Source organism: Kitasatospora sp. NPDC056138 (assembly GCF_042264695.1).
Classification (GTDB): Bacteria; Actinomycetota; Actinomycetes; order Streptomycetales; family Streptomycetaceae; genus Kitasatospora.
In genome coordinates this window covers 2,968-22,164 of record NZ_JBHJVK010000100.1, presented here as the reverse complement: position 1 = coordinate 22,164, position 19,197 = coordinate 2,968, and the positions used below count along the sequence as shown (strand labels likewise).

Here is a 19,197-nt window from a genome sequence, read left to right as displayed (position 1 = left end):
TCTGGCGCGCTGGACCCACCGCCGCGACACCCTCCCGGCCACCTACCTCGCCGTCGCAGGCCTCGTCTCCGACCGCACCGCCACCACCTGACAACGGCCGTCGCTCAGGCCGTCACATCGCTGCCGCAATCACGCACCAGGTCGTAAGAGGCTCAAATTCGTCGGAGCCGCGCGACGGGCCCGACAGCGGTTTGCTGTCGGGCCCTGAACACAGCCGTACCGCATCGAACAGGAACGACGCGACGCCTTCCCCGCCTGGCTCCACACCTACAATCACCACCGCGGACACACCGCGCTCAAGGGCCAACCACCCGCCAGCCGCGTCCCCAACCTCACGGGGCAGAACAACTAGGACTGGGCCTCAAGCCCCCCGACGGCCAGTTCCTGGCGACTGCTCGGGTTGGGCACCGAGGGCCGATTGGTTCACGAGGCTCAGCGGTGCCGCCAGGGACTCCAGACTGCGCCGCTCGGCGCGAACGCCGATCGCCGCCTCGACCAGACCGGCCAGGACCATCAATACCGCGCCGATGCAGAAGGCGAGCGTGGTGTCGCGGGTCTTCCCACTGCTCACCAGTCCGTTGAAGATCAGCGGGCCGGTGATGCCGCCGATCGCGGTGCCCACCGCGTAGAAGAAGGCGATGCACAGGGCCCTGGTCTCCAGCGGGAAGATCTCACTGACCGTCAGGTAGGCCGAGCTCGCACCGGCCGAAGCCAGGAAGAGCACCGCGGTCCAGCAGGCGGTCATCGTGGTCGCCGTCAGGTCACCGCGCTGGAAGAGGAACGCGGTGACGAAGAGCAGCGCCCCGGAACCGATGTAGGTCCCGGCGATCATCGGCCTCCGGCCGACGGTGTCGAAGAGCCCGCCCAACAGCAACGGCCCGAGGAAGTTACCCACCGCGATCACCGCGAAGTAGTAACCCGTGTTGCCGGTCGGCACCTTGAAGAAGGTGGTGAGGATGACCGCGTAGCCGAACGTCACCGAATTGTAGAGAAATGCCTGGCCGATGAAGAGGGCGAGCCCCAGTGTGGTTCGGCGCGGGTAGCTTCGGGTGACCGTCCGGGCGATCGTCAGGAAGCCGATCGAGGCACGGGGACGGATCGTGATCGGCTCGCCCTCAGGTTCCGGGAGTGCCGCCCCACTCTGCTCCGCGACCGTGCGCTCCGCCTCGCTGACCACCTCTTCGGCCTCCTCAGCCTGCCCGTGCGTGAAGAGCCAGCGCGGGCTCTCCGGCACGTGCCGCCGCACCAGCAGGATCACCAGCCCGAGCACCACACCGATCCCGAAGGCCAGCCGCCACCCGAGGTCGGTGGCGAACAGGGCGGTGTTCAGCAAGGCAATCGAGGCGAACGCGCCGACCGCCGCACCGATCCAGAAGCTGCCGTTGATGATCAGGTCGACGCGGCCGCGCACCCGGGCCGGGATCAGCTCGTCGATCGCCGAGTTGATCGCCGCGTACTCGCCGCCGATGCCGAAGCCGGTGAAGAACCGGCAGAGGAAGAAGAACCAGGCCGTCCAGGAGAACGCCGTCACCGCCGTGGCCGCCAGGTAGACGGCCAGGGTCACCATGAAGAGCTTCTTGCGGCCCAGCCGGTCGGTCAGCCAACCGAAGAACAGCGCCCCCGTGCAGGCGCCGGCCACGTAGAGGGCCGCCGCCACGCTGGTCACCTGCTCGGTGCTGATCGAGATCCCGCTGCCCTGCTGCGCCATCCGGCCGGCCATGTTGCCAACGATCGTGACCTCGAGACCGTCGAGGATCCAGACGGTGCCCAGGCCGATGACGATCCGCCAGTGCCAGCGGGACCACGGCAATCGGTCCAGCCGGGCCGGCACATCAGTACTGATCAACGCGTCACCCGGTCCCGGGGTTGCCACCCGCCTCACCCACCCGTCCACTCGCCGGCACGACGTGCCGATCCTGGCCCTACGCGCCGGCCGGCACTGACCGGCTGCACTGTTCCGGATGCTGCTCCATGACTCCTTCGACCCCCGCAGAGCCCAAGCTCAGGGCAGGACACCCCCTCACGGACGAAGGGGGGTACGGGGTGCGTCCACGCGGAATGGCGCGACCCTTGGCCTCGGCTTGCCGCCCTTCATCACTGCGGCGTCTGCCCTGACAGTCCCGGCGGAAACCTGACCGACTCGCGGCCGGTCGGCGCGCCCCTGACCGTTCAACAGCCCGTGAACGTGCGCACCTGATGGCCTCCTCACGTGAGCTCGCGCAGTTCATGATCGCCCTGGTGACGAAATTCGCCGACCGACTCGGCAGGCAGCGCGACCAGGTTCACCCAAAGGGGAGCGGCCCGTACATCAGTACGAGAATTGATCCAGGACCGCGATCAACTGGACCGCTGGCGCCACCTCGACCCCGCGCTTGCGCAGGCCACCAGGTTCAGCCTGCCCGGCTCACGCGGCAGCAACCTGACACCCACTCAGATTGGTCAGCAAAAGGTCAGCATCTGTACGAGCAGACGCTGCCACACCCGCTCAAACACGAGAAACGATCGGGACTGCTGCCTGCCTGTCAAAGCGTCCATAGCTCTTCCGCCAAGGAGGCCCTGCGGAGCGGTCGGCCTACGCCGCACCAGTTGCAATGTGCACCCGCCATGGCGCAATCCTCGCAGGTCAACACCCGCTGCCCGCTCGACTCCGACCGCATCGGGTCGGCCGTTTCTGCCCGCACCCCCACCACGCCGAATCCCCTTCCCTGAAACCGCCCGCGCTTGTACGCTCTGACTGCTGCCTCCGGCCAGGCCTTCCTCTACAACTCGGTCACCTTCGGCTACGCGGTCATCCTGACCACCTTCTTCGCCGTGCCCGAGGGACACACCGGCTACTACTTCGCGGTCATCGCGGTCGGCAACTTCCTCGGGCCGCTGCTGCTCGGCCACCTCTTCGACTCGGTCGGCCGCAAGCCGATGATCGCCGGAACGTACATCGGCTCGGGGGTTCTGCTCTTCGGCACGGCGTACCTGTTCCAGCGCGACGCGCTGGACGCCGTGACCATGACCGCATGCTGGACGGCCGTGCTCTTCCTCGCCTCGGCCGGGGCGAGTGCCGCGTACCTGACGGTCAGCGAGATCTTCCCGCTGGAGACCAGGGCGTTGTGCATCGCCTTCTTCTACGCCGTCGGGACGGCGATCGGCGGGATCAGCGGCCCGATGCTCTTCAACGGGCTCGTGAGCAGCGGCACTTCGGCGGACACCACGCTGGCGTTCTGCATCGGCGCCGGCCTGATGGTGGTGGCCGGCGCCGTGGAGGCGGCGATCGGCGTACCCGCGGAGCGGCGCAGTCTGGAGTCCCTGGCCGCCCCGCTGAGCGCGGTGACCGCCGAGGACGGCGCCGACTAGGGTTCGCCCGTGTGGCCCGCCGGGGTGGGGCCGCCCACCGCCCGCGGGCCACACGGAGTTCAGGGGGGAAGCCGGTTCAGACCTCCAACTCGGCCTCGATGCGCCGCAGTTGGTGCCGCGCCATGGCGAGGTTGGCCCGGTTGCGGTCGAGCGCGAGGTAGAGGAAGAGGCCCTTGCCGGAACGGCTGGTGAGCGGCCGGATGACGTGGTACTGGCCGCTGAGCGTGATCAGCATGTCCTCGATCGTGTCGTTCAGCTTGAGCATCTCCATGGTCCGGGCTTTGGCCCGGACCACGTCGGTATTGCCGGCCGCCGCGACGTTGAGATCGATGGTGCCTTCGCCGCCGAGCGTGCCGAGCGCCATTCCGCTCCCGTAGTCGACGAGCGCGACGCCGATGGTCCCTTCGATGGAGCTCATGACGTCTTTGAGGGCGGTCTCGGTGTTCGCCATCGGATGGTCTTCCCTTCGGGGGTGGGGTGGGGCAGTGCGGTCAGTGCCCGATCGGGCGGTGCTGACAGCGGTCCGGGGCGGGGGCCCGCAGACCGGTCGGGACAACAGGGTCAGGAAGGCGGGGCCGGGGAGGCCGGGTCAGGAAGGCAGGCGGCCGAGCGCGGTGTCCGCGAGCGCCGCGATCCGGGCGCCGGCCTTGCGCGCCTCCAGGTGCAGCCGGCCCACGTTGGCCTCCGGCCCGGCCAGCAGGGTCAGCACCACGAAGGCGCCGACCGCGTACGTCGCGGTGTACCCGAACTCGCCCCGGGTCAGCAGCTCGCGGAAGCCGCCCCGGCCGGTGGCCTCGGTCAGTCTGGCGCCGACGCCGAGCGCGGCGGCGGTGAGTGCCGCGATGCCCTCCGGTTCGAGGTCGGTGGTGTCATGGGCCACCACCAGCCCGTCCGTGGTCGCGACCAGCCCGCCGGCCAGGTGCGGGATCCTGGCGCGCAGACCGCGGAGTTCGATCAGCACGTCGTGCTCGGATATCACGGACTGCCTCCTTCCGGTGAGTTGGCGAAGTGCGCGTTTCATTGGGCGGCCACGGTGTACAGGGCCGGCCGGGTGGACAGAGCGGTCACAGACGGGCCTCCAGCGCCGCGCGGAGTCGGATCAGCAGGGCAACTTCGGGATCCGCCGAGCCGCCGTCCAGCCGGCCCATGGCGCCGGGGAGCACGGTGGGCCGCAGCGTCGGCACGGCGGAGAGCGCCGGTCTCACCGGCATCGCCGGGGCCACGGCGGCGATGATCTCGGGCGAGCTCTCGACCACTCCGGCAGCGGCGAGCCTGCGGACGTCGAGCAGTGTGGCGAACGCCGGCCGCCCCAGCAGCCGGGCGATGTCCAACGGCGTCCGCCGCCCGTCGGCCGCGTGGACGACGGCCCGCTGACCCCGGCTCCAGCGCACCCCGGCCGCGTCCGGCGCGGGCGTGCTCAGCCGAAGCGGAGTGCTGTCCAGCCAGGGGCAGGGCCAGATCCGGTCGAGCAGCGCCCGGCGCCGGGCCACCGCCTCGCGGAGCGTCCGCACGTCGATCGGACGGATCACACCGGTCCTCGGAGGCACCCCCGGCTGGAACCGGACCGGGCCGCTGTCGTGCGGCAGCGCCAGGAAGGCGGCATCCGAGACCGCGGTGAGGTGGCAGAGTTCCAGCATTCCCCGGCCGATCCGCCCCGACTCCGACAGGGCTTCCAGCAGCGGCAGTCCGGTGGCGCCGACCAGGTCCAGCAGATCCTGCTCGGTGAGCCGTCCGGAACGGACCAGCAGGGTCGGCAGATCGGGTGCCGCCACGCTCTCCACCTGCAGGACGGCGCCCTCGTACAGGTGCACCACTCCCGTGGTGCACTGCACGGCGCCGGTGCGGCGCTCGGCGGCGAGCATCCCGACCACGTCCCCGAGCGTACGGTCGGGAGTCAGGAGCAGCGGACGCCGACGGGACACCAGGGGCGAGCGGGTCTGGAGATCCATCAGATCAACACCAACTGTTCGGCGAGGTTGCGCAGTCGCAGCCGGGCCATGGCCAGATTGGCACTGCCGCGGTCGAGCCTGAGATAGAGGAAGGCGCCGCTCTCGAAGCCGGCCTCCACGAAGCGGAGCAGGTGGTACCGACCGGGCGAGGTGACGATGACGTCCTCGGCCAGGGTGCCGGTCGAATCGGGGTCGACGAAGGACGGGTTCTGGACCACGGCGCGGGCCAGGTCGGTGGCGTCGGCCGCACCCGCGTCGTGGTCACCGGAGGGGCCGTCCCCGACCGCGCCGAGCGTCAGACCACTCGTCCAGTCCACCAGGCTGACACCCAGTGCGCCGGGTATCGTCATCGCTTCGACGAGACACTCATCGATTCCCGTCAACTCGCTCCACCTCTTCGTCCGAAGGCACGCGGAGCCACCGCGCTCACGTGCGGTAGCCTCGACGCCACGAAACGCTATCGCGTGCGGCAGCCGAACATGCGAGTTCCGGCAAACCCGTCTGGCATATGACGATCCTTTGACATTTCGACAGCCAATGTGCTTATGGGCCCGCCACCGCGGCAGACGAGTTGACCCCCTCGGAAGACTGGTGTGGACCATTGGCCGGGGGCGGCCGCGCCGTGATCGACGAGCTGGTGGACGATTGGACGGTCTCCATCACCGACCTCACCCCACGCGTCAGGAAGATCGCCGAACTGGTCCGTTCCGGCCGCACCACCCAGGCGGCCCGGCTGCTCCCGGCCGAGCGCCGCTACCCGCTGGAGCCGTCGTCGGCCCGGCGGCTGGGCATGGGCTGAGCCGACCGGCCCCTCCTCGGTGGCGGTGCGGGCCGGCCTCTCATTGGTGGCGGTGCGGGCCGGTCGACCTGGCTCGGGCCGGGCCCGGACGGCAGGCCGAGGCCACGGGCGGGGTGCGCGGGGTGCACTCGTTGGGCTCAGCCTGCCGCGCCGTCCGCGCTGCGGGAACGCACCCTGGAGCCGCGAAGAGGTCCGCAGCCGAGCGATCACAGGAGCCCCCATGAACATGTCCGCCCCGCGAGCGAACCGTCACCTCGGGCAGGCCTCGACCGGGCCCCGCACCGGGGCCGGGCCCAAGGCGCGGGCCGGTGCTCTGCTGCTGGCGGCCGCCACCCTGACCGCAGGCGCTGCGGCGTGCAGTTCCGAGAAGACCAAGGGCGGGATCAGCCCCGCGGTGGTGTCGGCCGCCGCCGAGGCGTCCCGGCGGGCCGCGTCGGCTGCCGCGGAGGCGTCCGAGCTCGGCGGTCCGCAGGTGTCCGCGGCGGCCTCCGACGCGGCGGCGCTCTTCTCGCAGGCGGCGGCCGTCGCCTCGGCCTCCGCGGCGTCGGCGACGGCCGCGCTGCAGTCCCGGGCGGCGGCGTTCGAGTCCTCCGTGTCCGCCCAGGTGTCGAAGTCCAGGCAGCAGGCGAACGCGGCGCTGGCCGGCGTCACCGGCAGCGGCAACGCGCTCGGCGACGTGACCCTGACCGGGATCCCGACCGCAGCCTCCGACGGGTTCCCCGCAGTGGTCCTGACCATCACCAACTCGACCTCGGCCAAGGCGAACTACGCCGCCCAGGTGGACTTCCTGGACAGCTCCGGCGCGAGCGTCGATTCGGTGGTGGTCGGCACCGAGGACGTCGCCCCGGGCGAGACCCGGACGGTCCTCGCACACGGTGCCAAGCGGGTCTCGGCCGCCACCGCCAAGGTGGCGCGGGCCCAGCGCTACTGACGTCCGCACCACCGCACCGGCCACGTCGAACCCTCGCCCGCACAAAACCCTCACCCGCACCACCGCGCCACCACGTCAGAGCCGCGCCCACGTCAGGGCTGCGCCCGCTGGAAGGCGTCCAGCCGTTCGGTCTCGGCGGCGGTCCAGCCCTCCGGTGGTGCGATCTGTGCCCACGCGGCGGTCGGCAGCGTGCCGAACCGGTGGCCGTACCCGTCGGGGACGCTGTCGGCGGCCGCGAGGTCGCAGGTCACCTGCCAGAAGGTGACCAGCGGGTACCAGCGCATGGCGGCGGAGACGTCGGGCGCGCGCGGCCGGTCCAGCCAGGCCGGGCGGGCCCAGATCAGCCCCGGCTCCCACCAGGTCACCGGGTCGCCGCCGTTCTGCAGGTAGACGACGCGCGGCAGCGCCCACTCGGTCGGCGGCTTCCCGAAGTCGTCCGGCCGCTGGGCGAACCGGACGGTCCGGCCGTCCCGGTAGACCGGCCGCCAGACCGGGCTGCCCCGGTCACGACCGTCGGTGACGGTCCGCCGGATGGGGTTGTCCGGGGTGGGCCCGACCAGGAGCGCGCCGTCCACCCGCTGCGCCAGCTGGGCCACCCCGTCGGGGAAGGCCCGCTCGGTGGCGTACGAGCCGAGGCTCTCCCCGGCCACCAGCAGCCTGGGCCGGGTGTCGGCGGGCAGCTGGGACCAGCGGGCGCGCACGGCGTCGATCAGCGCGACCCCCGCGTCGCTGGCCTCCCCCTCGGCGAGGAAGGAGACCCAGCTGGGCAGGTACGAGTACTGCATGGCGACCAGGGCGCTGTCACCGCCGTACATGTACTCCGGCGGCTTGGCGATCCGCTCGTTGACCCACCCCGTTCCGGTGGTGCTGATCACCACCAGGACCCGGCGGGAGAAGGCGCCGGTCCGTTCCAGTTCGCGGACCGCCAGCTCGGCCCGCTCGTGCAGGGTGCCGGCGGACCGCAGGCCCACGTAGACCCGCACCGGGTCCTTGGCCGGCTGCCCGGTGAACCGGGTGATCCCGGCGGCGGTGGAGGCCCGGCCGATGAAGTCGCGGCCCTTGGAGCCGAGGCTGTCCCAGGACTCCAGCGAGGCCGGGCTTCCCGAGAGGGTGGGCAGCTCGGGCCGGACGATCCCGGGGGAGGTCGAGAGATCGGTGACCGAGGCGGCGCCCCCCACCACCGCCAGCAGCCCGCGCAGCAGGAAGCCCTGGACGAATCCGACCACCAGCACCGCCATCAGGACCGCCGCCACCGCCGTCGCCTGCCGCGGCGGGACGACCCTGGCGGTCAGCCGGGCCAGCTGCCGGGTGCCCAGCCGCAGCGCCCGCGCGACGAGGACGACGAGCCCGAACAGCACGACGGCCAGCGGCAGTACCAGTGCCCACTGCCACCAGACGATCCGCGGGTCCATGTGCACCGCCCGGCGCAGGTCTCCCTGCCAGCGGACGCTCCACGCGGTGACGAACACGATCGCCGTACCGCCTGCGGCCGCCAGGGCCGACCAGCCGATCCGGCGCAGCCGCTCGTCGGGGCGGACTCCGCAGCGCCGGACGACCGGACCGATCAGGGCACCGACGGCGTACCCGATCGCGGCGGTGATCGCGCAGGCTGCGGCCTGCAGCCACCAGGGGCGCGGCAGCAGCGACGGCGTGAACGACAGCCAGTAGCCGATCACGGCGCCGACCAGCGCGCTCCAACTCGGCGCGCGGCGCACCACGGGCCGGCGCGAGGGTTCGGGAAGCCGGTGAGGCTGCTCGACGGGCTCGGACATCAGACGGCGGGCCGGCCGGTGCGAAGGGTGCTGCCACGATTGCTGGTCGAGATGCCCATTTTCACCCCAGATGTCGGTCCGTACTCCATCCGCGAGGATAGGGACGGCCGCCAGCCGCACCGGGGAGGCGCGCACGGCGGGCGGACAGCCGCCGAGTGGTCCGGCCCCACCGGCGCGGGCACCATCGGGACTGTGAACGGCATGCGGCTGCGGCGGCCGGTGGACACCCGGGTCGCCCTCGGCGCCACGGTCGTCCTGCTGGTACTGGTCAACCTCACCCTGCACCGGTGGGCGCCCGGCCGGGGGCTGCTGACGACCGTCCCGGCGGTCCTCGGTCTGCTGGCCGTCGAGTACTGGAGCGGCGGCGGCCGGGCCGAACTGGGGCTCGGCGTGGGAACGCTGGGGCGCGGTGCCCGCTGGGCGCTCGGCTGCATCGGCGTGGTCGCGGCCGGCTACCTCCTCGCGGCACTGCTGCCCGTCACCCGGCCGCTGTTCCAGGACACCCGCAACAGCGGGCTCGGCGGTGCGGACATCGCCTTCCGCGCGCTGGTGGCGGTCCCGGTGGGCACCGTACTGCTGGAGGAGCTGGCGTTCCGGGGCGTGCTGTACGGACTGGCCCGGCGGCGCTGGGGCCATGTGGGCGCGGCGGCTTTCTCGTCGGCCCTGTTCGGACTGTGGCACATCCTTCCTTCGCTCCATCTGGCCAGCGACAAACCGACGCTCGCACCGCTGTTCGGCGGCTCCTGGGCGGGCGCCCTGCTGGCGGACGCCGGCGCGGTGCTGTTCACCGCGGCGGCCGGGGTGCTCCTCTGCGAGCTGCGCAGACGCAGCGACAGCCTGCTCGCCCCGGCGGGACTCCACTGGGCGGTCAACTCGCTGGGGTACATCACCGGGTTCCTGCTCGGGTGATCCCGCACGCCGGGCGGGCCTCGGCAGCACAGGACGGGCCGACCGGTCGGAAATATAGTGAGGGGGTCGCCGGCCCGCCCGCACCGGGCAGTCCGCCGGAGCCGAGCGGCTCAGCCCCCGGACCCGCCGTCGCGGTCCGCGTCCACTCCCGGAAAGGGGCGCCATGCACCCCGACCTCACCCCCGCCACCCTCGCCGAGCTCCGCCGACCGCGCCGTTACCCAGCCGTGTCGGTCCTGATGCCCACGCACCGGCGCGAGCCGGAGAACACCCAGGATCCCGTCCGGCTGCGAAACCTGCTGGCCGAGGCCAGGCAACTGCTCCAGGCGGACCCGGACGTCTCCCGGGCCGACCGGATCGACGTCGAGGGACAGCTCGACGCGGCACTGACCGAGATCGACCTCGTCCACGCCGAGGACGCCCTGGCCGTGTTCGCCGCGCCCGGCGAGCACCAGGTGTGGTCCCTCGGCCGCACCGTGCCCGCGCGGGTGGTGCTCTCGGACACCTTCCTGACCCGCAACCTGGTGGCCACCCAGGCCGCCGAGCAGCCCCGTCTGGTCCTGGCCCTCGCCGCCGACCGGGTCAGCCTGTGGCAGGTCGGCCCGGAGCACGCCACCGAACTGACCGGCGACACCTTCCCGTTGACCCGGAGCCTGGAGGATCCGGACGCCGAACGCCAGGAACGCATCGGTGACGTGCCCAGCACCTTCCGGGACGAGCAGACCCGCCAGTTCCTGCGGGAGGCGGACACCGCGGCCGGCGCGGTCCTCGCCGCCGACACCCGCCCGCTCTACCTGGTGGGCGAGGCACCGGCACTGGCCCTGCTCGACGAGGTCGGCACGGTCACCAGGCGGGCCGTGGCCCGGATCGCGCTGGGCGGCCTGGCACACGGACCGGCGGAGCAGCTGTGGCGGGCCGTCCAGCCGGCGATCGCCGCCCAGGAGGAGCAGGAAGTCACCGATGCGCTGGCCGAGTTGGACCGGAGCCGGGGGCAGCACGAGTTCGCCGCCGGGGTGGACGAGGTCTGGCAGAACGTCACCGCGAAACGGGCCGGACTGCTGGTCGTCGAGGAGGACTACCGCACCACGGTCCGCGACGACGGCGACCACCTGGTCCCCGCCGAGCGCGGCGACCCCGGGGCCCGCGAGGACATCGTCGACGAGATCGTGGAGCAGGCCCTGGAGACCGGCGCGAGGGTGCGCTTCGTGCCCGCCGGCAGGCTCACCGACATGGGTGGGATCGCCGCGGTCCTGAGGTACTGAGGCGCGGCGGCTCCGGGGCCCGGTCCCGGCCGGGCCACTACGGCCGCCGGGCCACTACGGCTGCCCTCCGGCGGTGCCGAGCAGCCCGGCCAGGACCCGGGTGAGCACCCGGTCGAAGAGCGGTTCGCCCGGGTCCGCGCGGTCGGGCGAGGAGGCCGTCAGCGCGCTCGCCAGGTGCGGATGCCGGCCGGCGGTCACCACATCGGCGAGGTAGGCCGCCTGCGACCGCTGCCACTGGGACAGGGTGCCGCCCGCGAGCTCCTGGGCGATCTCCATCCGGGCCAGCAGGGCGACGGTCCCGTTGAAGACGCCGACCGCCTCGAGCTTGGCCCGCGGGTCGAGGTCGAGGTCGGCGAGCGCGGCCAGGGCGTGCTCCAGGTGGTCGACCGCGTTCGGTCCGATCGGCGCCCTGGTGCCGGTGAGGTCCAGCATCCAGGGGTGCCGCCGGTAGATCCCCCGGCCCTGGTGGGCCAGTGCGAGCAGGTCGTCTAGCCATCCCCCGGCCCCGAGGCCGGAGTAGCGGAACTCGCCGTTGACCTCGTCGGCCATGAGTTCGAGCAGCTCGTCGCGGGTGGCCACGTACCGGTAGAGGGAGGCCGGTCCGGTGCCCAGCGCGTCGGCCACCGCCCGCATCGTGACGGCCGCGAGCCCGTCCGCGTCGGCGAGCGCGACGCCCGCGGCAGCGATCTGCCCGCGGGTGAACTCGGGTGCCGGGCCGCGCCCCGCGCGCGGGGGGCGGAGCCAGATGCTGTCCCCGGTGGTCTCGGTCACTGCGCCTCTCCACTTCTGCGAACGCCGTGCGCAGTATCTTAGGCGCAGCGAACCGCGGACGCCGATCGCGGCGGCAGCGGAGCGGGCACTCCCGGGAGACCGCCGCCCGACGACCGCCGCCCTGAGACCCGAGAACCACCGCACGACGAACGCCACCCTGCGGACCACCGCACGACCCTCGCCGCCCGGGTGCGCCGCCTGCGGACGCCCCGGACCCTGCCCGGGGTCCGGCACCGGCTACGGTCGTGCGCGAGATCATGTCCGGGTCCGCCGCGCCGACCACTCCGGACGGGCGGCCAACTGCACTGGGAGCCGATAGTCGTGACGACGAGTTCAGCCACCGAGTCCTACCGCGCAGCGCGCGACCTGCTGCTCGGGCTGTCCGGTGAACACCCCACCGCTCTCGCGGAGTTCCGCTGGCCGGCCCTCCACCGGCGGTTCAACTGGGCCGTCGACTGGTTCGACGCGATCGCCCGCGGAAACCACGGCACGGCGCTGTGGATCGTCGAGGAGGACGGCAGCGAGGCCAGGTACAGCTTCGACGAGATGGCCCGCCGCTCCGACCAGGTGGCCCACTGGCTGGCCGGGCAGGGCGTGCGACCGGGCGACCGGGTCCTGCTGATGCTCGGCAACCAGGTCGAGTTGTGGGAGTCGATGCTCGCCGTGATGAAGCTGGGCGCTGTGATCATGCCGGCCACCACGGCCCTCGGCACGGCCGACCTGGTGGACCGGATCGAGCGCGGCGGCGCCCGCCACGTCGTCGCGAACGCCGCCGACACCGCCAAGTTCGCCGCGGTGCCCGGCTCCTACTCGCGTACGGTGGTCGGCGGCCCGGTGGCCGGCTGGGCGTCCTACGCCGAGGCGTCCGCGATCGGCGAGCCGGCGCCCTTCGAGGCGCGGACCGCGCCGGACGATCCGCTGCTGGTCTACTTCACCTCCGGCACCACCAGCAGGCCGAAGATGGTCGAGCACACCCAGGTCTCCTACCCGGTGGGGCACTTGACGACCATGTACTGGATCGGGCTGCGCCCCGGCGACGTCCATCTGAACATCAGCTCCCCCGGCTGGGCCAAGCACGCCTGGAGCAGCTTCTTCGCCCCCTGGATCGCCGAGGCGACGATCTTCGTCCACAACTACTCGCGCTTCGACGCCGCCGGGCTGGTGCGGCAGCTGCACCGGGCCGAGGTCACGACCTTCTGCGCTCCCCCGACGGTGTGGCGGATGCTGATCCAGACCGACCTCTCGGCCGGACCCGGCACGCTGCGCGAACTGGTCGCGGCCGGGGAGCCGCTCAACCCCGAGGTCATCGCGCAGATCGAACGGGCGTGGGGACTGACCATCCGGGACGGCTTCGGGCAGACCGAGACCACCCTGCTGGTCGGCAACACGCCGGGTTCCCCGGTCAAGCCCGGCTCGATGGGCCGTCCGCTGCCGGGAGTTCCGGTGGTCCTGGTCGACCCGGTCAGCGGCAGGCCCGCCGAGGAGGGCGAGATCTGCCTCGACCTCGCCGAACGCCCGCTCAACCTGATGACCGGCTACCTCGGCGACCCCGAGCTCAACGCCAGGGTGACGGAGGGACGTTACTACCGCACGGGCGACATGGCGGCCCGGGACGCCGAGGGCTGGATCACCTATGTCGGCCGCAGCGACGACGTGTTCAAGGCCTCGGACTACAAGGTCTCCCCGTTCGAGCTGGAGAGCGTACTGATCGAGCATCCCGCCGTCGCCGAGGCCGCCGTGGTCCCCGCCCCCGACCCGATCCGGCTCGCAGTGCCGAAGGCTTACATCGCACTGGCGCCGGGCTGGGAGCCCGACCGGGAGACCGCACTGGCCGTTCTGCGGCACGCCAGGGAGAACCTCCCGCCGTATCTCCGGGTACGCCGGATCGAGTTCTTCGAGCTGCCCAAGACCATCTCCGGGAAGATCCGCCGGGTCGAGCTGCGGACCCGCGAACAGCAGGCGGCGGACACCGGCACGGGCCTCGGCCGGGAGTGGCGCGACGACCAGTTCCCGGAACTGCGGGGCACGGCGGACTGATCCACCGCCGGTCCCGGGCCCGCCCGACCAGGGGCCCGGGACCGCAGGCCGCACCGCAGGCCACACCGCAGGCCGCACCGCAGGCCGCACCGCTGGCCGCACCGCTGGCGCCTGCGGCGCCGACGACACCCCGGAAGCAGCGTGCACGGCCGGCACCACCTCGCTGATCCACCGGAGTGTCACGCAATGTGACGTACCGTCAGCTGCGGTAGAACCGTGGCATGGACTGCTTCTCGCCTGCCGGTCCTCGGATGCCCGAGACCCCGTCGGCCGCCCACCGCCCCTCAGCGCCCGGCTCCGGCCGCCGGCTGCGCTGGCCAGCCGGCCTGGTCGCCGTCGCCACCGCCTGCACGACCGGCTTCGCGCTGCCGGCCGACGGAACGGCGTCGGCGTCGGCGTCGGGGCCGATGCAGCGACAGTTCGCCTCCGCTGCGGCAGAGTTCGGGGTTCCGCAGAGCGTCCTGCTGGCCCTGGCCTACCGGCAGACCCGCTGGGAGTCCCACCAGGGACGGCCGAGCACGACGGGCAACTACGGCGTACTCGGCCTGACCCAGGTAGACGTAGCCGCCGAGAACGCCGCCACCGCGGGGCGCACCGGCCTCGACGGCCACGGGCGCGGGGACGGCGACCCGCTCCGCAGACGCGGGCCCGCCGTCCCCGGGCCGGTCGCGCCACGGGTCGTGGACTCCCCGGCGCTGCACACCCTCGATGCCGCGGCCGGGCTGCTCCACCGCCCGGCCGAACAGCTACGGAACGACACCGCGCAGAACATCCGGGGCGGTGCGGCCCTGCTGGCGCAGTACCAGAAGGCCGCGGGCGGCCCCGCCTCCGCCGACCCCGGCCAGTGGTACGGCGCGGTGGTCCGGTTCGGGCAGGCCGGCACCCCGGACCGGGGCGGCGCAGCGGGCCGCGCGTTCGCGGACCGGGTGTTCGAGACCGTACGCACCGGCGCCTCCCGCACCACCGCCGAGGGCCAGCGGGTCACGCTGCCCGCCACCCCGGGGCTCGTGGTCCTTGAACCGCCGGGCTCGGCCGGGTCCAGGGCCGTGCCGAGCACGGCCGAGTGCCCGGCCGCCCTGGGGTGCGACTTCACACCCGCCGCGTACGCGCTGACCGACCCGAACGACCCGACCTCGTACGGGAACTACAACCCGGCCAACCGCCCCGAGGACGGCGAGAAGATCCGCTACATCGTCGTCCACGACACCGAGGGCGAGTACGCCGGGGCGATCGCGTCCTTCCAGAACCCCGCCGAGCAGGCCAGCGCGCATTACCTGGTACGTGCCTCGGACGGCCACGTCACCCAGCTGGTGCACACCCGGGACATCGCCTGGCACTCGGGCAACAAGACCGTCAACATGCACAGCATCGGGATCGAGCACGAGGGCTTCGCGCTTCCGCAGGACCGGCCGACCTGGTACTCGGAGCAGCTGTACCAGTCCTCGGCGGAGCTGGTGCGGTACCTGGCCGCACGGTTCGGTGTCCCGCTGGACCGCCAGCACGTCATCGGCCACGACGACGTGCCCGCGCCGACCCAGGCGGCCATCCCCGAGATGCACTGGGACCCGGGGACGTTCTGGGACTGGAACCACTACCTGGAACTGCTCGGAGCACCGATCGGACCGGGCACCGACGCACCGCCGCGGGCCGGGGACACCGTCACCATCGCCCCGCCCTTCGACTCCGGCAACCAGCCGCCGGTCAGCGGGGTGCCGTCCCGGCCGGAGAACTTCGTCTACCTGCGCACCCGACCGGCCGCCGACGCCCCGTTGGTGAACGACGGCGGGACCAGGGCCGACGACTGGAGCGACAAGGCGGTGGCCGGCACCGGGTACGTGGTCGCCGGCCAGCAGGGCGACTGGACCGCGATCTGGTACGACGGCCAGAAGTGCTGGTTCGCCAACCCGGGCGGGAGGAGCGCCCGGACCACGTCCTCGCCGATGCCCGGCCTCGCGCCCCTCACCCACCTCCTGGGCCTAGCCGGACGGACGGTGCTGACCCCGCGTCCCGGCCTCGCCTCGATCCCGGTGTACGGGCGGGCCTACCCCGAGGCCGCCGCCTACGCCCCCTATCCGGCCATCAAGGCGCCCCCGGTGGTGGCGCTGGGCGCCACCGTCCCGGCGGGACAGGCGTACCTGGCCGCCGACGGCACACCGGAGGCCGGCGACTTCTTCTACGACCAGAACATCAACGGCGACGCACCCGACGACCGGACCCTGGTGGTCGGCAGGGACACCTACTACCCGATCCGCTACAACCACCGGCTCGCCTTCCTGAAGTCCTCCGACGTCCAGGCGGTCGGCCATCCGGCGCCGGCCGACGGGCGCTAGCCGTACTCGAGAACTGGCAGATCAGTAGGTGAGCCGGGGTCGACGACGCGGGCTGGTGGAGCACTTGCACGAGTTCGGTCAGGAGTCCGATGCCGGTGGGGGCGGTCGGTCCGCGGCCCTGCAGGGCGTCAGCGGTAACGCAACGGCGACCGCGACCTCGTCGAAGTGGGCGGCCGTTGGCATGACTACGCGCGGATGGGGTGCGCCCAGCCGTCCAGCGAGACATCGGGACCACCGACCAGGTACCGGGTGAGTGCACTCGCCGTCGTGGGAACGAAGTTCTCGGGGATGGCGGCGGTGGAGATCCGACCGACACGGGCGCGTTCGTCCGGCTCGACGTTGACGGGATCACCTGACCATTCATGGGCGGCGAGGACGACCATCAGGAACCCGTTGCGCGTCTCCACTCCTCGTGCGCCGTGGATGACGTGGGCCAGCCGGAGGACTTCAGGGGCGATCGGGGGGCGATCAGCGGTGCCGGAGAGGTCGGCCCCGCGCCTGGGAGACCGTCCGGGGCCCTGCCCGCTGCCGCGCGCCGCCGCCCGTCACGGCCGCCCGTCACGGTTGCCTACTGCGGCCGCCCTGCCGACAGGCAGTCGCGCAGCTCGGCGGAGCCGATCAGGGCGATCGCGTGACCGTCGTGCACGACGACGGCCGTGTCCGGGTCGCGCCCGGTCAGTTCGGCGAGCGCCGCCTCGGCAGGCTCCCCCGAGCCGAACTGGGGCAGCGGCGCGGCGAGGTGATCGCCCACCGGGTCTCCGGGCGCGGCCCTGCCGCTCTCGACGGCGGCCGCCAGCTCGTCCAGCGCCACCGATCCCGTCAACTCGGCTGCGGTCGGCCGACGGTGGGGACCGGCCGGGCAGGGCCCTGCGGGTAGAACGGCCGGTGCACCGCCGTCGCGCCGCTCCCGCAGCGCCATCAGGGCGTCGGCGACGGTGGTGTGCACGTTCAGGTACGGCAGCGGCTGCTCCCGCGCGGTCACCGCCACCGCGTCGTCGACCCGGACACCGGAGGCGTCGCCGTCCAGGAAGCCCAGCCGCAGCAGCCAGCCGTCGTCGAAGTACTTCGTGAGGTACTGGCGCCCGGAGTCCGGCAGGATCACCACCACGACCGCCTCCGGTCCGGCCTCGGCGGCGACCTGACGGGCCGCGGTCACCGCGGTGCCGGAGGATCCGCCGACCAGCAGCCCCTGTTCGCGGGCCAGCCGGCGGATCGTCAGCAGGGAGTCCCGGTCGGCGACCGGCACCACCCGGTCCACGACGTCCTGGTGGTAGGACTGCGGCCAGAGGTCCTCGACGGTCTCCGGGTGCCTCCAGTGCCCCGCGGCCTCGACGAAGTAGGGCCGGCCGTCGCCGCCGGAGTAGACCGAGGAGGCCGGGTCCGCGCCGATCACCTGGACCGCGCCGCCGCTGACCTCCTTGAGGTAGCGGCCGGTGCCGCTGATGGTGCCGCCGGTGCCGATGCACGACACCAGGTGGGTGATGCGGCCACCGGTCTGCCGCCAGATCTCCGGCCCGGTGGTCAGGTAGTGCGCCTCGGGGTTGGCCGGATTGTCGTACTGCCCGGCCAGCCAGCCGCCCGGGATCTCCCGGGCGATCCGCGCCGCCACGACGAGCGGGTGCTCCGGATGGTGGCGCGGTACTCCGGCGGGCCTTAGCACCACCTCGGCGCCGAACGCCCGCAGCGCCGCGACCTTCTCGCTGCTGGTCCGGTCCGACAGGACGGCCACCATCCGGTAGCCCTTCGTGGCCGCGACCAGCGCGAGTCCGACGCCGGTGTTGCCCGAACTGGCTTCGACCACCGTCCCGCCGGGCTTCAGCAGCCCGTCCCGCTCGGCCTGTTCGATCATGCGCAGACCGATCCGGTCCTTCACGCTGCCGCCGACGCTCAGGTACTCGAGCTTGCCGTAGACGGCGGCCGCACGGCCTCCGTCGGATGTTCGAAGCCGCAACAGCGGAGTATTGCCGATCAGCTCGGTCACGGAGTCGTGGGCATCCATCTCCCGCAGGGTAGCGAATCCGCCGCCGTGCGGTCGGCGGAACGTCCGGATCTCCGTCCACGCGAGTGGACACGCCGCTCGCCGGAGGGCTACGCGCCCGGGCCAGCTGACGCCATGTCCCCTGCTGTGCGGCGGACTTGGGGCACGCTCCGGATCGTGACCGGCTCTGATCGATACTGGCAGGACCGATCCGCCGCGTGTACGGTGCTGATCCGACAGGACGGCGCCTGGCGGAAGTCTGAGTGGTGGTCACATGAGGAGAACGCGAAGGCTGCGCGCGGTCGTCGGCGGTACTCTGCTCGGCCTGGTCCCCGGCCTGCTGCTGGTGGGCTGGGGCATCTACTCGATGAACTCCGGTGCGGACTGCGGCTGGGAGGGCATGTCCGAGGGCGACCGTTGCCGGGTGGGCGGTGTCATCCGCGACTACGACGACCAGCAGAAGGACTCGTTCCTCGCGGGAATGCTCTGGATCTCCGTGGGCGGCATCGTGCTGCTGGCCGGCGGGTACCTCGGTGCCAAGCTCAGTCAGGAGCGGCTGCAGGACGAGGCCCGCGGGGCGGCGAAGTTCACGTCCCGGCAACGGCAGCCGGCCGGACCGGCCCCTCGGGCCGTTCCCGCCTCGGAGACGGCACCCGCCGCACCCCGGCCGCCGGCCCGACACGTCGACGCCCTCCTCCGCGCAGCCGACGCCGCTCTGGAGCACGGCGACGCGGACCAGGCCCTCGCCCTGGCACTCGATGCGGTCCGGAACCACTCCGGCGAGGACCGGGAGCGGGCGCGGCAGCGCCTGCTGCACTACTTCCAGGTGCTCGGACCGCAGGATCCGCGCGTCGCGGAGACGCAGAAGCGGCTGGCTTCCCTGCTGTTCTAGGCACTTCCGGTGGCGTCACACCGCCTCCTGCGGATTCGGGTTCGGGTTCGGGTGCGGGTGCGACGGTGGTCGCGGACGTGGGGGTGCAGGTCTCGGGCCGGGGCCCGGGGTTCGCACCCGGGCCGGGGGGGTGGGGGCCCGGGGGGGCCGGCGTGCGGCGCAACCCCCCCCCCCCGGGCCCGGGGGGGGGCCCCCGCGCCCCCCCCGGGCCCGGGGGGGG

Annotated in this window: 16 protein-coding genes and 3 pseudogenes; 10 read left to right on the top strand and 9 right to left on the bottom strand. The window is 72.7% G+C overall.

The annotated features are described in order from the left end of the window. Positions 1-91: pseudogene (locus tag ACFC1R_RS35855) on the top strand (transposase); the annotation flags it as partial. Between the two features lie 126 nt (positions 92-217). Beyond that, positions 218-352 (top strand): annotated as a pseudogene (locus ACFC1R_RS35850) (IS481 family transposase); the annotation flags it as partial. 9 nt (positions 353-361) lie between these two features. Here the strand turns inward: ACFC1R_RS35850 and ACFC1R_RS35845 are convergent. After that, positions 362-1,873 (bottom strand): MFS transporter, encoded by a 1,512-nt coding sequence (locus ACFC1R_RS35845; RefSeq protein ID WP_375945903.1) that lies wholly within the window; start codon positions 1,871-1,873, stop codon positions 362-364. Between the two features lie 866 nt (positions 1,874-2,739). Here ACFC1R_RS35845 and ACFC1R_RS35840 point away from each other — a divergent pair. Then, positions 2,740-3,348 (top strand): annotated as a pseudogene (locus tag ACFC1R_RS35840) (MFS transporter); the annotation flags it as partial. 76 nt (positions 3,349-3,424) lie between these two features. On the opposite strand, the gene ACFC1R_RS35835 reads toward ACFC1R_RS35840, so the two are convergent. The 4 genes from ACFC1R_RS35835 to ACFC1R_RS35820 all read right to left on the bottom strand — a co-directional run bounded on the left by ACFC1R_RS35835 (position 3,425) and on the right by ACFC1R_RS35820 (position 5,680). Then, a complete protein-coding gene (locus ACFC1R_RS35835; RefSeq protein ID WP_375945902.1) occupies positions 3,425-3,799 on the bottom strand; it encodes a hypothetical protein in 375 nt (124 codons plus the stop codon). A 138-nt stretch (positions 3,800-3,937) separates the two neighbouring features. After that, positions 3,938-4,327: a roadblock/LC7 domain-containing protein gene (locus ACFC1R_RS35830; protein ID WP_052682192.1), complete on the bottom strand. Its 390-nt coding sequence runs from the start codon at positions 4,325-4,327 to the stop codon at positions 3,938-3,940. Positions 4,328-4,412: 85 nt separating this feature from the next. After that, on the bottom strand, positions 4,413-5,297 hold the full coding sequence (locus ACFC1R_RS35825) for a transcriptional regulator (protein WP_375945901.1): 885 nt from the start codon (positions 5,295-5,297) through the stop codon (positions 4,413-4,415). After that, positions 5,297-5,680: a hypothetical protein gene (locus tag ACFC1R_RS35820; RefSeq protein WP_375945900.1), complete on the bottom strand. Its 384-nt coding sequence runs from the start codon at positions 5,678-5,680 to the stop codon at positions 5,297-5,299. Before ACFC1R_RS35820 ends, ACFC1R_RS35825 begins: the two co-directional genes overlap by 1 nt. Before the next feature lie 239 nt (positions 5,681-5,919). Between ACFC1R_RS35820 and ACFC1R_RS35815 the strand changes: the two genes are divergently transcribed. Beyond that, positions 5,920-6,096: a DUF4291 family protein gene (locus ACFC1R_RS35815; RefSeq protein WP_375945899.1), complete on the top strand. Its 177-nt coding sequence runs from the start codon at positions 5,920-5,922 to the stop codon at positions 6,094-6,096. Between the two features lie 220 nt (positions 6,097-6,316). Next, positions 6,317-7,027 (top strand): hypothetical protein, encoded by a 711-nt coding sequence (locus ACFC1R_RS35810; protein ID WP_375945898.1) that lies wholly within the window; start codon positions 6,317-6,319, stop codon positions 7,025-7,027. 92 nt (positions 7,028-7,119) lie between these two features. Here ACFC1R_RS35810 and ACFC1R_RS35805 read toward each other — a convergent pair whose 3' ends face one another. Beyond that, the gene (locus ACFC1R_RS35805) at positions 7,120-8,799 is read right to left on the bottom strand and encodes an alpha/beta hydrolase (RefSeq protein WP_375945897.1); all 1,680 of its coding nucleotides are present in this window, start codon (positions 8,797-8,799) and stop codon (positions 7,120-7,122) included. Positions 8,800-9,000: 201 nt separating this feature from the next. On the opposite strand from ACFC1R_RS35805, the gene ACFC1R_RS35800 reads away from it, so the two are divergent. Continuing rightward, positions 9,001-9,708 carry a lysostaphin resistance A-like protein gene (locus tag ACFC1R_RS35800; protein WP_375945905.1) on the top strand — a complete coding sequence of 236 codons (708 nt, stop codon included), beginning with the start codon at positions 9,001-9,003 and terminating at the stop codon, positions 9,706-9,708. Positions 9,709-9,871: 163 nt separating this feature from the next. Further along, a complete protein-coding gene (locus ACFC1R_RS35795; RefSeq protein WP_375945896.1) occupies positions 9,872-10,969 on the top strand; it encodes a chemotaxis protein in 1,098 nt (365 codons plus the stop codon). A 54-nt stretch (positions 10,970-11,023) separates the two neighbouring features. Here the strand turns inward: ACFC1R_RS35795 and ACFC1R_RS35790 are convergent, their stop codons facing one another. Further along, positions 11,024-11,740, bottom strand: coding sequence for a TetR/AcrR family transcriptional regulator (locus ACFC1R_RS35790; RefSeq protein ID WP_375945895.1), 717 nt, complete (start codon positions 11,738-11,740; stop codon positions 11,024-11,026). Positions 11,741-12,061: 321 nt separating this feature from the next. Here ACFC1R_RS35790 and ACFC1R_RS35785 point away from each other — a divergent pair, with 321 nt between their 5' ends. Both ACFC1R_RS35785 and ACFC1R_RS35780 read left to right on the top strand, forming a co-directional pair. Beyond that, positions 12,062-13,777: an AMP-binding protein gene (locus ACFC1R_RS35785; protein WP_375945894.1), complete on the top strand. Its 1,716-nt coding sequence runs from the start codon at positions 12,062-12,064 to the stop codon at positions 13,775-13,777. Positions 13,778-14,028: 251 nt separating this feature from the next. Beyond that, positions 14,029-16,107 carry an N-acetylmuramoyl-L-alanine amidase gene (locus ACFC1R_RS35780; protein WP_375945893.1) on the top strand — a complete coding sequence of 693 codons (2,079 nt, stop codon included), beginning with the start codon at positions 14,029-14,031 and terminating at the stop codon, positions 16,105-16,107. Between the two features lie 185 nt (positions 16,108-16,292). On the opposite strand, the gene ACFC1R_RS35775 is transcribed toward ACFC1R_RS35780, so the two are convergent. Both ACFC1R_RS35775 and ACFC1R_RS35770 read right to left on the bottom strand, forming a co-directional pair. Beyond that, positions 16,293-16,514 (bottom strand): hypothetical protein, encoded by a 222-nt coding sequence (locus tag ACFC1R_RS35775; protein WP_375945892.1) that lies wholly within the window; start codon positions 16,512-16,514, stop codon positions 16,293-16,295. A gap of 161 nt (positions 16,515-16,675) precedes the next feature. Then, complete coding sequence (locus ACFC1R_RS35770) at positions 16,676-18,106, bottom strand: pyridoxal-phosphate dependent enzyme (protein WP_375945891.1); 1,431 nt, start codon at positions 18,104-18,106, stop codon at positions 16,676-16,678. 253 nt (positions 18,107-18,359) lie between these two features. Between ACFC1R_RS35770 and ACFC1R_RS35765 the strand changes: the two genes are divergently transcribed. Next, entirely contained in the window at positions 18,360-18,977 is a 618-nt protein-coding gene (locus tag ACFC1R_RS35765) for a tetratricopeptide repeat protein (protein WP_375945890.1), read from the top strand. Positions 18,978-19,197: the final 220 nt, after the last annotated feature.